The 14230-nt window shown below is 69.2% G+C and carries 12 protein-coding genes; 9 read left to right on the top strand and 3 right to left on the bottom strand.

Going from position 1 to position 14230, the window contains the following annotated elements; all coding sequences use genetic code 11:
* Positions 1 to 80 precede the first annotated feature (80 nt).
* Together clpX and E1181_RS17335 are read left to right on the top strand one after the other, a co-directional pair.
* The gene (clpX, locus tag E1181_RS17330; RefSeq protein ID WP_132621009.1) at positions 81 to 1361 is read left to right on the top strand and encodes an ATP-dependent Clp protease ATP-binding subunit ClpX; all 1281 of its coding nucleotides are present in this window, start codon (positions 81 to 83) and stop codon (positions 1359 to 1361) included.
* A 174-nt stretch (positions 1362 to 1535) separates the two neighbouring features.
* Complete coding sequence (locus E1181_RS17335) at positions 1536 to 2174, top strand: RBBP9/YdeN family alpha/beta hydrolase (RefSeq protein ID WP_132676023.1); 639 nt, start codon at positions 1536 to 1538, stop codon at positions 2172 to 2174.
* 284 nt (positions 2175 to 2458) lie between these two features.
* Here the strand turns inward: E1181_RS17335 and E1181_RS17340 are convergent, their stop codons facing one another.
* Positions 2459 to 3313 (bottom strand): alpha/beta hydrolase, encoded by an 855-nt coding sequence (locus E1181_RS17340; RefSeq protein ID WP_235876842.1) that lies wholly within the window; start codon positions 3311 to 3313, stop codon positions 2459 to 2461.
* Between the two features lie 53 nt (positions 3314 to 3366).
* Positions 3367 to 4203 (bottom strand): formate dehydrogenase accessory sulfurtransferase FdhD, encoded by an 837-nt coding sequence (gene fdhD / locus E1181_RS17345; protein WP_132676025.1) that lies wholly within the window; start codon positions 4201 to 4203, stop codon positions 3367 to 3369.
* A gap of 107 nt (positions 4204 to 4310) precedes the next feature.
* Between fdhD and E1181_RS17350 the strand changes: the two genes are divergently transcribed.
* The 5 genes from E1181_RS17350 to E1181_RS17365 all read left to right on the top strand — a co-directional run bounded on the left by E1181_RS17350 (position 4311) and on the right by E1181_RS17365 (position 10507).
* Complete coding sequence (locus E1181_RS17350; RefSeq protein ID WP_132676027.1) at positions 4311 to 5648, top strand: L-lactate MFS transporter; 1338 nt, start codon at positions 4311 to 4313, stop codon at positions 5646 to 5648.
* Positions 5645 to 5761, top strand: a complete 117-nt coding sequence (locus E1181_RS33060; RefSeq protein WP_443706188.1) for an MFS transporter small subunit — start codon at positions 5645 to 5647, stop codon at positions 5759 to 5761. The genes E1181_RS17350 and E1181_RS33060 overlap by 4 nt, the downstream gene beginning before the upstream one ends.
* Positions 5762 to 5902: 141 nt before the next feature.
* On the top strand, positions 5903 to 8551 hold the full coding sequence (locus E1181_RS17355; RefSeq protein WP_132676029.1) for a valine--tRNA ligase: 2649 nt from the start codon (positions 5903 to 5905) through the stop codon (positions 8549 to 8551).
* A 136-nt stretch (positions 8552 to 8687) separates the two neighbouring features.
* Positions 8688 to 10046, top strand: coding sequence for a bifunctional tetrahydrofolate synthase/dihydrofolate synthase (gene folC / locus E1181_RS17360; protein WP_132676103.1), 1359 nt, complete (start codon positions 8688 to 8690; stop codon positions 10044 to 10046).
* Positions 10043 to 10507 carry a DUF4233 domain-containing protein gene (locus E1181_RS17365; protein ID WP_235876843.1) on the top strand — a complete coding sequence of 155 codons (465 nt, stop codon included), beginning with the start codon at positions 10043 to 10045 and terminating at the stop codon, positions 10505 to 10507. Before folC ends, E1181_RS17365 begins: the two co-directional genes overlap by 4 nt.
* Positions 10508 to 10609: 102 nt before the next feature.
* Here E1181_RS17365 and E1181_RS17370 read toward each other — a convergent pair whose 3' ends face one another.
* The gene (locus tag E1181_RS17370) at positions 10610 to 11710 is read right to left on the bottom strand and encodes a zinc-binding dehydrogenase (protein ID WP_132676031.1); all 1101 of its coding nucleotides are present in this window, start codon (positions 11708 to 11710) and stop codon (positions 10610 to 10612) included.
* Between the two features lie 165 nt (positions 11711 to 11875).
* On the opposite strand from E1181_RS17370, the gene E1181_RS17375 reads away from it, so the two are divergent.
* The gene (locus tag E1181_RS17375; RefSeq protein WP_132676033.1) at positions 11876 to 13408 is read left to right on the top strand and encodes an alkaline phosphatase D family protein; all 1533 of its coding nucleotides are present in this window, start codon (positions 11876 to 11878) and stop codon (positions 13406 to 13408) included.
* A 252-nt stretch (positions 13409 to 13660) separates the two neighbouring features.
* Positions 13661 to 14071: a nucleoside-diphosphate kinase gene (gene ndk, locus E1181_RS17380; protein ID WP_132621025.1), complete on the top strand. Its 411-nt coding sequence runs from the start codon at positions 13661 to 13663 to the stop codon at positions 14069 to 14071.
* The last annotated feature ends 159 nt before the right edge of the window (positions 14072 to 14230 follow it).

Below are 14230 nucleotides of genomic sequence, written 5' to 3' on the forward strand. Positions count from 1 at the left end.
GAACGACAGGTACCGTCGGAGGCACATACGGTCAGGCGCGCTACTCGGAGGGCGCGCCGGAGGGGACGGGGTCAGCGGTCATGGCACGTATCGGTGACGGCGGCGACCTGCTGAAGTGCTCCTTCTGCGGGAAGAGCCAAAAGCAGGTGAAGAAGCTCATCGCCGGCCCCGGCGTGTACATCTGCGATGAGTGCATCGATCTCTGCAACGAGATCATCGAAGAGGAGCTGGCCGAGGCCGGTGAGGTCAAGCTCGACGAGCTGCCCAAGCCGGCGGAGATCCACGAGTTCCTCGACCAGTACGTCATCGGGCAGGACCCGGCGAAGCGCAACCTCTCGGTCGCGGTCTACAACCACTACAAGCGCATCCAGGCCGGTGAGCGGCGTGAGGCGCGTGGTGAAGAGGCCGTCGAGCTGGCCAAGTCCAACATTCTGATGCTCGGTCCGACCGGCTGCGGCAAGACCTACCTGGCGCAGACGCTGGCCAAGATGCTCAACGTGCCCTTCGCGATCGCTGACGCCACGGCGCTGACCGAAGCCGGGTACGTGGGCGAGGATGTCGAGAACATCCTGCTCAAGCTGATCCAGGCCGCCGACTACGACGTCAAGCGCGCTGAGACCGGCATCATCTACATCGACGAGGTCGACAAGATCGCCCGCAAGAGCGAGAACCCGTCGATCACGCGCGACGTCTCCGGTGAGGGCGTGCAGCAGGCTCTGCTGAAGATCCTGGAGGGCACCACCGCGAGCGTGCCGCCGCAGGGCGGTCGCAAGCACCCGCACCAGGAGTTCATCCAGATCGACACGACGAACGTGCTGTTCATCGTGGCCGGCGCCTTCGCCGGGCTGGAGAAGATCGTCGAGGAGCGGGTCGGCAAGCACAGCGTCGGGTTCGGCGCGGAGCTGCGCTCGAAGTCCGAGATCGACACCGCGGACCACTTCTCCGACGTGATGCCCGAGGACCTGATCAAGTACGGCCTGATCCCGGAGTTCATCGGTCGGCTGCCCACGGTGGCCAGCGTGACGAACCTCGACAAGGCGTCGCTGGTGCAGATCCTCACCGAGCCGCGCAACGCGCTGGTGAAGCAGTACAAGCGGTTGTTCGAGATGGACAACGTGGAGCTGGAGTTCACCAAGACCGCGCTGGAGGCCATCGCCGACCAGGCGATCCTGCGGGGCACCGGGGCGCGCGGTCTGCGCGCGATCCTGGAGGAGGTCCTGCTGCCGGTCATGTACGACATCCCGAGCCGCTCGGACGTGGCGAAGGTCGTGATCACCGAGCAGACCGTGCGGGAGAACGTCAACCCGACGATCGTGGCCCGTCAGGCATCGCGCCGGGAGCGCCGCGAGAAGTCCGCCTGAGCTGTCATTTCGCGAACGCCCCGTGCCGGTCTCGGCACGGGGCGTTTTCGCGGCCTGTCACCCGACCCGGTCATTCCGGGCAGGTCGCGGGCACCCGGTGCCGCGTTCTGCGGCGCCGCGGTGAATAGTTGATGTTGGATGGGGTGGCGACGACGAGTCCGGGGAGTGCCTGCGATGAGCGAGATGCACGTTCTGCTGGTCCACGGGATGACCGGTGCAGGCCCGTGGCACTGGCAGCAGTGGCTGGCCGGGCAGCTCCGCGATCACGACGTCGAGGTCCACGCACCGCTGCTGCCGGACCCCGACCACCCCGACCTGCGGCGTTGGTTGCCCGCGCTGCGCGAGGAGCTCGCCGCGGTGCCGCCGGAGGCGGAGCTGGTGGTGGCCGCGCACTCGTGCGGAGCGGCGCTGTGGCTGCACCACGCCGCCGGCGTGGGCCCCGAGCACCGCAGCGCGGACCGCGTCCTGCTGGTGGCCCCGCCGGACACCGAGTGGGACCACCCGGACTCCCGCGACATCACCCCGTACCCGGCTGATGCGACGTCGCTGCGCCGCGCGGCGGGCATGACCCGCCTGGTGGTCGGGACCGGGGACGCCTACCTGCCGATGCACCGCGCCCACGCCCTCGCCGAGGACCTGCAGGTCGAGATGGACGTCATCCTCGACGGCGGGCACCTCAACACCGACGCCGGCTACGGCCCCTGGCCCGCGATCCTGCGCTGGACCCTCTACGGCACGGCACCCCTCCACGACCGCTTCAACACCGACGCCTACACAGCAGGCCGCTCCCAAGAGCAACTCCGCCTCGTCTGACCCACCCACCCACCGACCCGCCGCACTCAGCCCTGATTACGGCAGCGTTCGGGCCATCGGTGGTTGGAGGCCGCCGCTGGGGCTACGGCCTGTTCAAGAATGCGGCGGAGCCGCTGTTTCAGGTGTGGGACTCAGCCGGCACCGCCGCAGGTTCTGGGCGGTTTCGTGGCGAGTACGCCGGGACGCCGTGTATTGGGCATACATCAGGAGCGGCGCACGGAGTCCACGAAACCGCTCAGGTTCTGCTACCCGCACCGCAAAGCAAACAAATCCTCAGCAGTTCCCTAGGGGTGGAGGTGGTCGCCGATGAAGTCGACCAGTTCTGGGAGGGCTTTGCGGAAGTAGGTCTTGTTGTGGCGGCCCGGGGTCGTCGAGGCGTAGGTGGGCCTGGCCAGCCGGATGAAGCGGCGGGTGCCCTCGATGAAGCGGTCGCCGTTGCCGCACCAGACGCCGATCGGCAGGTCACCGAGGCTGTCGATGTGGCGCAGCGGGTCGATCGCCGTCCACTCCGCCTCGTTGGTGAACGCCCGTCGCTTGCGCATCTCGCGCCAGTTGGTGTGCAGCGCGGGGGCGATGACACCGGCCGCCTGCAGCGGGTCGCCGAGCTCGCGGCGGCGCCGCGCGTACACCAGCGCACCGAACCCGCCCATCGAGATGCCCGCGGCCGCGACCGGGGCGTTGAGCCCGCGCTCGTTCAGCCACTGCGGGACCTCGTCGAGCAGCATGCTCATCGCGTCGTCACCGGGACGGCGGTGCCAGTAGTTGTTCGGACCGCCGTCCACCGCGAGCAGCATGAACGGCGGAATCTTCCCGGCCGCGACGGAGTTCGACAGCCACACCGGCAGACCGCTGACCGAGTCCATCGCGTCGCCGAACCGCCCGTGCAGCATCAGGCACACCGGAAGTCCCTCGGCCGGAACGTCCCTGGGGCGGATCGCCACCACGTCCACGTTCTCCTTGCGGGCCCGGGAGTAGAGCCGCTCCACGGAGACGTTCTTGGCCAGCGACACGCGCTGCTCGACCGGATGGCCCGCGCTGTCGGTGCTCAGCCCGAGCCCGACTGCCGCCAGACCGGCGACACCCGAGGTCAGCAGCGTGCGCCGGGGCAGCGGGGCGCCGATCGATCGTCGGTTGGGCAAACCAGTCCTCCTCGAACACCTCCGGACATCATCCCAACCGCATCACGTGCCCGTCACGCGGATTCGGTGACCGCCACGCGCTCCGCTCCCGTGTAGACGTTCATCGAGGACCCGCGGAGGAAGCCGATGAGCGTCATGCCCTGCTCCTCGGCCAGGTCCACGGCCAGCGAGGACGGCGCCGACACAGCCGAGAGCATCGGCACACCGGCCATCGCGGCCTTCTGCACCAGCTCGAACGACGCCCGGCCGGAGACCATCAGCACGCAGCCGGTGAGCGGCACGCGGCGTTCCATCAAGGCCCAGCCCATCACCTTGTCGACCGCGTTGTGCCTGCCGACGTCCTCGCGCACCACGAGCAGCTGGCCGCGCGCGTCGAACAGGCCCGCCGCGTGCAGGCCGCCGGTGGAGTCGAAGACGCGCTGGGCCGAGCGCAGCGCGTCGGGCAGTCCGATGAGGGTGTCGGGGGCGATGCTCAGCGGATCGGTGGCGGGGGAGTGGTGGGTCCGCAGCTTCACCGCGTCCAGCGCCGCCTTGCCGCACACCCCGCACGAGGAGGTGGTGTAGAAGTTGCGCTCCACGGAGGCGTCCGGCATCGGGACGCCGGGGGAGAGCGCGATGTCGAGCACGTTGTAGGTGTTGCGCCCGTCGGGTCCGGGACTGTCGCAGTAACGGGCGGTGGCCAGGTCGTCGCGGTCGGCGATGACGCCTTCCGTCAGGAGGAATCCGTGCGCCAGCTCCACGTCGTGGCCGGGTGTGCGCATCGTCACCGACAACGGCTTGCCGTTGACCCGGATTTCGAGCGGTTCCTCGGCGGCGAGGGTGTCCGGCCTGGTCCGATTGCCGTTCTCGGCGATCCGGAGCACCGGCCGCCGCACCGTGACCCGTCCCATTGCGCCTCCTCGGAACTTTGTTTCAGTTTGAAATTGAACGCCTCGTTCTGGCCGTTCCCAACAGTATGCTCGGCGCGCTGATCAACGTCGCGAGGCCGGGAGGCCCAATGGTTTCAGGGCTGCTGTCACCCAGTCGAATCGTCGCTCCACCGGATTGGAGCCGATGGCTGATCCCACCGGCAGCGCTGGCGGTGCACCTGTCGATCGGGCAGGTCTACGCGTGGAGCGTGTTCAAGCCGCCGTTGGAGGACGCCCTGGGGCTGTCGGGCACCTTGAGCGCGCTGCCGTTCCAGCTGGGCATCGTCATGCTCGGGCTGTCGGCCGCGGTGGGCGGCACGATGGTGGAGAGGCGCGGTCCGCGCTGGGCCATGACCGTCTCGGCGGTCTGCTTCTCGCTCGGGTTCCTGATCTCGTCGCTGGGCGTCGCGCTGGGCCAGTACTGGCTGGTGGTGCTCGGCTACGGCTTCGTGGGCGGCATCGGGCTGGGCATCGGCTACATCTCGCCGGTGTCGACGCTGATGAAGTGGTTCCCGGACCGGCCGGGCATGGCGACCGGCATCGCCATCATGGGTTTCGGCGGCGGTGCGCTGATCGCCTCGCCGTGGTCGACGCAGATGCTGGACACCTTCGGCGAGGACCGCTCCGGCATCGCGCAGACGTTCCTGGTGCACGGCGTGGTCTACGCGGTGTTCATGTCGCTGGGCTCCCTGCTGGTGCGGGTTCCCGCGCCGGGCTGGCGTCCCGCGTCGATGCCGAAGCAGGTCGTCAAGCCGATGATCACCACGGCCGACGTGACGGCCAACAACGCCTTGCGCACACCGCAGTTCTGGCTGCTGTGGGTCATCCTGTGCTGCAACGTCACCGCGGGCATCGGCATCCTGGAGAAGGCGTCGCCGATGATCGTGGGCTTCTTCTCCAACAGCGCGACCCCGGTTGCCACCGGAGCGGCGGCCGGTTTCGTGGCGCTGCTGTCGCTGACCAACATGGCCGGTCGGTTCGTGTGGTCGTCCGCATCGGACGTGGTGGGGCGCAAGAACATCTACCGGCTCTACCTGGGCGGCGGAACGCTGCTGTACCTGGGAATCCTGCTGTTCGGCGCGACCGGCGTCCCGGTGTTCGTGCTGTGCGCGATCCTGATCCTGTCGTTCTACGGCGGGGGTTTCTCCACCGCGCCCGCGTACTTGAAGGACCTCTTCGGCAACCTGCAGGTCGGCGCGATCCACGGCCGGCTGCTCACCGCGTGGTCGGTGGCCGGTGTGCTCGGACCGCTGATCGTCAACGCCGTCGCCGACGCTCAGGAGGCGAGCGGCGCGAAGGGGCCTGACCTGTACGCGGTCTCGCTCTACATCATGATCGGGCTGCTGGTCGTCGGCTTCATCGCCAACGAGCTGATCCGCCCGGTCGCCCCGAAGTTCCACGAACCGGCGAAGGGAGGAGACAAGTGACGACCGTGAACCGCCAAGTCCTCCTGGTCATCGCCTGGCTCTGGGTGGGCGTCCCGTTCCTCTACGGCCTCTACGAACTCATCACCAAGGTCACCAAGCTCTTCACCGGCTGACCTGGTTGCCATCGCGAGAGGGGCGCGGCTCGACGAGTCGCGCCCCTCTCGCGTGCGCGTGCCGCGCGTCACACGCCCGCTGGTCGCGGCCGGTGGTATGCCCGGGGAAACCGCCGTTCGGGCCCTCGTAGAATTCGACGTGTGACACAGACCCATGCAGCCGCAACCCGTGAACTCCCGTCGACCTGGAATCCGGCCGACGTAGAGGCCGAGCTGTACGAGCGCTGGGTAGCCGCCGAGTACTTCACCGCCGACCCGAACAGCGACAAGCCGCCGTTCTCGATCGTCATCCCGCCGCCGAACGTCACCGGCAGCCTGCACATCGGCCACGCCTTCGAGCACACGCTGATGGACATCCTGACCCGACGTCGCCGGATGCAGGGCTACGAGGCGCTGTGGCTGCCGGGCATGGACCACGCCAGCATCGCGGTGCAGGCGCTGGTCGAGAAGCAGCTGCGCGAGGAGGGCATCGACCACCGCGAGCTCGGCCGCGAGAAGTTCCTGGAGCGCGTCTGGGGCTGGAAGGAGAAGCACGGCGGGGCGATCCTGTCGCAGATGCGTCGCCTCGGCGACAGCGTCGACTGGTCCCGCGAGCGCTTCACCATGGACGACGGCCTGTCCCGCGCCGTCCAGACGATCTTCAAGAACCTCTACGACGACGGCCTGATCTACCGCGCCGAGCGGCTGGTCAACTGGTCGCCGGAGATGCGCACCGCGATCTCCGACATCGAGGTGGAGCACAAGGAGGTCGAGGGCGAGCTCGTCTCCATGCGCTACGGCGACGGTGACGCCGCGATCGTGGTGGCCACCACGCGAGTCGAGACGATGCTCGGCGACACCGCCATCGCGGTGCACCCGAACGACGAGCGCTACCGGCACATGGTCGGCACCGAGGTCGAGCTGCCGCTGACCGGCCGCAAGATCCCGATCGTCCCGGACGAGCACGTTGATCCGGAGTTCGGCACCGGTGCGGTCAAGGTGACCCCGGCGCACGACCCGAACGACTTCGAGATCGGCAAGCGGCACGACCTGCCGATGCTCACGATCATGGACGAGCAGGGCCGCATCGCCCACACCGGAACCCGCTTCGACGGCATGGACCGCTTCGAGGCCCGGGTCGCGGTGCGCGAGGCGCTGCGCGAGCAGGACCGCATCGTCGCCGAGAAGCGCCCGTACGTGCACAGCGTCGGGCACAGCTCGCGCTCCAAGGAGCCGATCGAGCCCCGGCTGTCCCTGCAGTGGTTCGTCAAGGTGGGCCCGCTGGCGCAGGCCGCGGGTGACGCCGTCCGCGACGGCCGCGTCGCCGTGCACCCGCCGGAGATGGCCAAGCGCTACTTCGACTGGGTCGACAACCTGCACGACTGGGCCATCTCCCGGCAGCTGTGGTGGGGCCACCGGATCCCGATCTGGTACGGCCCCAACGGCGAGGTCGTGTGCGTCGGACCGGACGAGGAACCGCCGTCGGGCGACGGCTGGCACCAGGACGAGGACGTCCTCGACACCTGGTTCTCCTCCGGCCTCTGGCCGTTCTCGACCATGGGCTGGCCGGAGCAGACGCCGGAGCTGGAGAAGTTCTACCCGACGTCCGTGCTGGTCACCGGCTACGACATCCTCTTCTTCTGGGTCGTCCGGATGATGATGATGGGCCTGTACGCGATGAAGGACCGGGACCCGGCCGAGGCCATCCCGTTCAAGACCATCGCGCTGCACGGCATGGTCCGCGACGCGCACGGCAAGAAGATGTCGAAGTCCGCGGGCAACACCGTCGATCCGCTGGAGTGGATGGACACCTACGGCACCGACGCGCTGCGGTTCACCCTGGCGCGCGGCGCGAACCCGGGCACCGACTCGCCGATCAGCGAGGAGTGGGTCTCGGCGTCGCGCAGCTTCGGCACGAAGCTGTTCAACGCCACCAAGTTCGCGCTGATGAACGGCGCCCGCGTGCCCGAGTCGCCGTTGCAGCGGGAGTCGCTGACCGACGCCGACCGCTGGATCCTCGACCGCGCCGATGCGCTGGTGTCCTACGTGGACGACATGATGGAGGACTTCCAGTTCGCCAAGGCCACCGAGGCGCTCTACCACTTCACGTGGGACGAGTTCTGCGACTGGTACCTGGAGCTGTCCAAGGTCCAGTTCGACGGCACCGAGGAGCGCGCCGAGCTGACCCGGCAGGTGCTGGGCCAGGTGCTCGACACGCTGCTGCGGCTGCTGCACCCGACGATCCCGTTCCTCACCGAGACCCTGTGGACGGCGCTGACCGGCCGCGAGTCCGTGGTGATCGCCGACTGGCCGAAGGCCACCGGCGCCGAGGCCGACAGCGGTGCGGCCGACCGGATCGCGGCGACCCAGAAGCTGATCACCGAGATCCGCCGGTTCCGCTCCGACCAGGGCCTCAAGCCCGGTCAGAAGGTCGCGGCGCGGCTCAGCGGGGTCGACGAGCTGGGGCTGGCCGAGCACGTCCCCGCGGTGCGCTCGCTGGCGAAGGTCACCGCGCCGGAGGACGGCTTCACCTCCTCGGCCTCCATCGAGGTCGGCCTGGCCGGCGGCAACGTCGACGTCGAGCTGGACCTCTCCGGTGCGATCGACGTCGAGGCCGAGCGCAAGCGCCTGGCCAAGGACCTCGCCGCCGCCGAGAAGGAGCTCACCGGCGCCGACAAGAAGCTCGGCAACGAGTCGTTCCTCGCCAAGGCACCGGCCGAGGTGGTGGACAAGATCAAGGCTCGTCGGGAGACCGCGGAGGCCGACATCGCCCGCATCACGGCCCGTCTGGAAGCCCTCCCGCAGGGCTGACGCGCATCGGGAAGGGGCCCTCCTGGCGAGGGCCCCTTCTCGCGTCCAGCGGGCCTGGGTGGGCGTCCACCAGGGAAGACGTAGACTTCAACCTCGGCATTTTCGTCGTTGGTAGGGGAGTGGGCACTTGACCGGCATGGATCCCGCCGCGTTGCACGAGCTGCGCGTGGTGGAGGCCGAGCTCAACGAACGCTGGCCGGAGACCAAGATCGAGCCGTCGCTGGATCGCATCCGCGCGCTCACCGATCTGCTCGCCGAGCCGCAGCGCAGCTATCCGGTCGTGCACATCGCGGGCACCAACGGCAAGTCGTCCACGACGCGCATCGTCGACGCCCTGCTGACCGGGCTCGAACTGCGCACCGGCCGCTACACCAGCCCGCACCTGCAGCTGGCCACCGAGCGCATCGGCGTCGACGGCGCTCCGATCAGCCCGGCTGGCTACGTCGAGGCGTACCGCGACGTGGCGCCGTACGTGTCCATCGTGGACTCCCAAAGCGACGTCAAGATGAGCAAGTTCGAGGTGCTCACCGGCATGGCGTTCGCCGCGTTCGCCGACGCCCCGGTCGACGCCGGGGTCATCGAGGTCGGGCTCGGGGGCAGCTGGGACGCCACCAACGTCGCCGACGCCAAGGTCGCGGTGATCTGCCCCGTCGCGCTGGACCACGCCGAGTACCTCGGCACCGACCTCGCCGGGATTGCCCGCGAGAAGGCTGGGATCATCAAGCCGGAGTCCATCGTGGTTCTGGCATCCCAGCCCGCCGAGGCGCAGCAGGAGATCATGAACCGGATCGCCGAGGTGGACGCGACCGTGGCGCGCGAAGGCCAGGAGTTCGGCGTGCTGGAGCGGACCGTCGCGGTCGGCGGCCAGCTGCTGAAGCTCCAGGGCCTCGGCGGCGTCTACGACGAGATCTTCCTGCCGCTGCACGGCGAGCACCAGGCCCGCAACGCGGCACTGGGGCTGGCGGCCGTCGAGGCGTTCTTCGGCGCGGGCGCGGAACGTCAGCTGGACGTGGAGCGGATCCGCTCGGCGTTCGCCTCCGTCATCGTGCCCGGCAGGCTGGAGCGGGTGCGCGCGGCACCGACGGTGCTGGTCGACGCCGCCCACAACCCGCACGGCACCCGCGCCCTGGCCGACGCGCTGAGCTCGGAGTTCTCCTTCCGCAAGCTGGTCGCGGTGGTGGGCGTGCTGGGCGACAAGGACGCGCGCGGCATCCTGGCCGAATTGGAGCCGGTGGTGGAGGAGCTGGTGCTGACCCGCAACTCCTCGCCGCGCTCGCTGGACCCGGACGAGCTGGCCGGGATCGCGCTGGACATCTTCGGCCAGGACCGGATCATGGTCGAGCCCCGGTTGGACAACGCGGTCGAGCAGGCGATCCAGCTGGCCGAGGAGACCGACGATCCCGGTGAGTCGGTGTCCGGCGGCGGTGTGGTGATCACCGGGTCCGTGGTGACCGCGGGAGAGGCCCGCGCCCTGTTCGGCAAGGAGCCCGCGTGAGCGAGACGGGAGCGGTCGTGGCCGATGAGTCCCAGCCCGAGAAGGGCCTGCCGGAGCCGCCGGAGGGCGTGCGCGACCCGTGGAAGGGCCTGCGCGGCATCATGGCGGCCACGCTGGCGCTGGAGTTCATCACGTTCCTGCTGGCGCTGCCGGTGGTGTGGAAGTTCGGCGGCGGGGTCTCCAGCGCCGGCTTCGTGATCGTCATCGGGCTGTCGGTGCTGATGCTGGTGGCGGCCTTCGTGCAGCGCCGCCCGTGGGGCCTGGGATTCGCCCTCGCCCTGCAGGCGGCGATGATCCTCTGCGCGTTCATCCACCCGTCGATCGGCATCATGGGCGCGATCTTCGCCCTGATCTGGGCCTACATCCTGCACCTGCGCAAGGACATCGCCAAGCGCATGCGCGAAGGCCAGCTCTACGACCAGCTCGGCCACCCACCCGGCCACCCCGAGGGCACCGACTAGCCCTCACCTGCGGAAACCCTGGGGCCATTCGAATTTCGCGCGAAATTGGAGGCTGAAAGTTCCGACTCGAATTTCGCGCGAAATTCGAATTTCCTCCCCCGCTCAGGTGAGGTCGACGACCGCTCGGCCGAGGATCTCGCCGCGGTTGAGGGCGTCGAAGGCCTCCTGGACCTCCTCGAACGGGTAGCGGCGGCTGATGGCGTCCTGCGGGCGGAGCTGCCCCCGGGCCACCAGGTCGAGCAGGACCGGCATGTCCCGGCGGGGTTTGGCGCCGTAGGAGCCCTTGATCTGGAGCTTGCGCCGGGCGATCGTGGCGAGGTCGAACTCGCCGGTCGTGCCCCGAGCGGCGATGCCGACGACCACGACCTGGCCGCCTTCGACGACCGAGTCCCTGGCGACGTTGAACGTCGGGACCGCGCCCAGCGCCTCGAAGGCGACGTCCACGCCGCGCCCGCCGGTCAGCTCGCGGATCACCGCGGGAGCGTCCACTTCGGACGAGTTCACCGTGTGCGTGGCACCCAGCTTCCGGGCGCCTTCGAGCTTGTCCTCGTTGATGTCGACCGCGATGATCGTCGATGCGCCGAAGATCGAGGCCAGCTGGATCAGCGCCGTGCCGACCCCGCCCGCCGCGACCACCGCCACGGTGTCGCCGACCTGCACGTTCGCCGCGTGCCGCAGCGCGCCGTAGGCCGTCATCGTCGAGCACCCGACCGAGGCCACGTCCGACAGATCGACCCCGTCCGGAACCCGGTACACCGAGGTCACCGGGGTCACGCAGCGCTCGGCCATCCCGCCCTGGGAGTACATCCAGACGGGCTCGCCGCCGGGCCGGTGCAGCCGGGTGTCGTCGTCGTAGAGCTTGCCCTGGCCCCGGTTGAACCGGAAGAACCGCTCGCAGATCTCCTCGTTGCCGCGCGAGCACTGACCGCACTGCCCGCACGGCATGATGAAGCTGGTCACGACCGGGTCGCCCACCGACAGCCCGCTGACGCCGGGACCCAGTTCGGAGACCACACCGGCCACCTCGTGGCCCAGCACGGCGGGCGTGGGGAACGGCAGCTCGCCCTTGATCACGTGCAGGTCGCTGTGGCAGGCGCCGCAGGAGCGCACGTCGATGGCGACCTCACCGGCCTTCGGCGTCGGATCGTCCAGCTGCTCGATCCGCAGCGGCTCGTTGGCGGCGGTGTGCACGGCGGCGCGCATCGGGACCTCCTCGTCTCCATAGGCCAGTCGGTTCGGCCGTGAAGCTAGCGGTCCGATCGGTCTCGCACCAGGGTCCGCGCGGTGCGGCGATTGAACACCGAAGTTTCACCTGCCCGTTCACCTGTGGTGATCGTGGCGCGGCCTCGCTCGATTAGAACCGGGACCATGACCCCCGAGAACCTGACTCGCCGCGAGCTGCTGCGCCGCGGTGCCACCGGTGCCGGTCTGCTCGCGGCCGGCGCGCTGCTCCCGGGCACCGCTTTCGCGCGGTCCGGCCGCCCCGTGCTGACCCACGGCGTGCAGCTCGGCGACCCGCGCCCGGACGGCGCCGTGGTGTGGACCCGGGCCGACCGCCCGTCCCGCATGTTCGTCGAGATCTCTGCGCGCGAGGACTTCCGCGACGCGCTGCGCATCCCCGGCCCGGACCTGACGCCCGACACCGACGGCACCGGTGAGCTGCGGCTCACCGGAATTCCGGCGGGCCGCGAGGTGCACTACCGGGTCACCGCCGAGGACCTCGACGGCCGGGTCGCCAGCGAGGGCCTGACCGGCGCCTTCCGCACGGTGCCGCAGGACCGCAGCGACGTGCGGTTCCTGTGGTCGGGTGACGTGGTGGGCCAGGGCTGGGGCATCAACCCCGACATCGGCGGCATGACGATCTACCGCGCGATGGCCGACCGCCGCCCCGACTTCTTCCTGCACAGCGGTGACACGGTTTACGCCGACGGGCCCGTGAAGGAGTCGGTGACGCTGCCCGACGGCCGGGTCTGGCGCAACGTCGTCACCCCGGAGAAGTCGAAGGTCGCCGAAACCCTCGCCGAGTACCGCGGCCAGTTCGCCTACAACCTGCTCGACGAGAACGTGCGCGCGTTCGCCGCCGACGTCCCGCAGCTGATCCAGTGGGACGACCACGAGGTCACCAACAACTGGTACCCGGGCGAGATCCTGGACAACGACGCCTACACCGAGAAGCGCGTGGATGTGCTGGCGCAGCGCGCGTTCCAGGCGTTCCACGAGTGGCAGCCGATCCGCAGGCAGGACGCCGTCGACGGCCGGGTGTACCGGAAGGTCTCGCACGGCCCGCTGCTGGACGTGTTCGTGCTGGACATGCGCAGCTACCGCGACGCGAACTCCACGGGGACCGAGCCGGAGAGCATCCTCGGCGAGGAGCAGGCCCGCTGGCTGGTCCGAGAGCTGACGAAGTCCCGCGCGACCTGGAAGGTCATCGCCTCGGACATGCCGATCGGCATCATCGTCCCCGACGGCGACAAGATCGAGGCCGTTGCCAACGGACTGCCGGGAGCTCCGAACGGCCGCGAGTCCGAGCTGGCGCGGGTGCTGCAGGAGATCAGCCGCCGCGAGGTGCGCAACGTCGTCTGGCTGACCGCCGACGTGCACTACTCGGCGGCGATCAACTACTCGCCGGAGCGCGCGGCGTTCACCGGCTTCGACGAGTTCTGGGAGTTCGTCGCGGGACCGCTCAACGCGGGTGCCTTCGGTCCCAGCGACATGGACCCCACCTTCGGCCCGGAGGTCGCCTTCGTCAGCGCCCCCACCCGCCAGGGCGCGTCCCCGATGGAGGGCTTCCAGCACTTCGGCGAGGTCAACATCGACGGCAACACCGGCCGGCTCACCGTCGACATCCGCGACCAGCGGGGCACCGCGCTGTGGACCAAAACCCTCGACCCCCAGCGCTGAGGACGATCCACCCCGATCTCAGTGGAAAACCCGATTTCAGTGGAAGTCGGCTACCCGATTTCAGTGGAAGTTGGGGACCTGATTTCAGTGGAAGTTGGGGACCTGACTTCCACTGAAATCGTGTTTCCACGACCGGAGGTGTGATCGTTCCGGGCCCCGGGAGAGGTGGGTTCACCTGCGTCGATACGCTGACGGTCAAATCGGGCGCTGGGATGTCGCGCCTGGCGCAACCGTGATGTGAGGAGAGAGAACGTGAGCGAGCGCACTCTGGTGCTGGTCAAGCCCGACGGCGTCGAGCGTGGCCTCGTCGGCGAGGTGATCAGCCGGATCGAGCGCAAGGGCCTGAAGCTGGTCGCGCTGGAGCTCAAGAACGTCGACCGCCAGCTCGCCGAGCAGCACTACGCCGAGCACGACGGCAAGCCGTTCTTCGAGAGCCTGATCGAGTTCATCACCGGTGGCCCGGTCGTGGCGGCCTGCGTCGAGGGCCCGAAGGCCATCGCGGCGTTCCGCCAGCTGGCCGGCGGCACCGACCCGGTCGACAAGGCCGCCCCGGGTTCCATCCGCGGCGACTTCGGCCTCGAGGTGCAGTACAACCTGGTCCACGGCTCGGACTCCACGGAATCCGCAGCCCGCGAGCTCAAGCTCTGGTTCCCGGAGCTCTGATCATCGGTGGTCGTTGTGCGTTGCGGTGCGGGTGGCGGAACCTGACACGTCTCCTGGACTCCGTGCGCCACGACTGATGTATGTCCAATACACGGCGTCGCGGCGTACTCGCCAGAAGACGTGTCAGAACCCGCGGCGGTGCCGGCTGCGAGGGTGGTC

It is taken from the genome of Saccharopolyspora terrae (assembly GCF_004348435.1).
GTDB classification, from domain to species: domain Bacteria; phylum Actinomycetota; class Actinomycetes; order Mycobacteriales; family Pseudonocardiaceae; genus Saccharopolyspora; species Saccharopolyspora endophytica.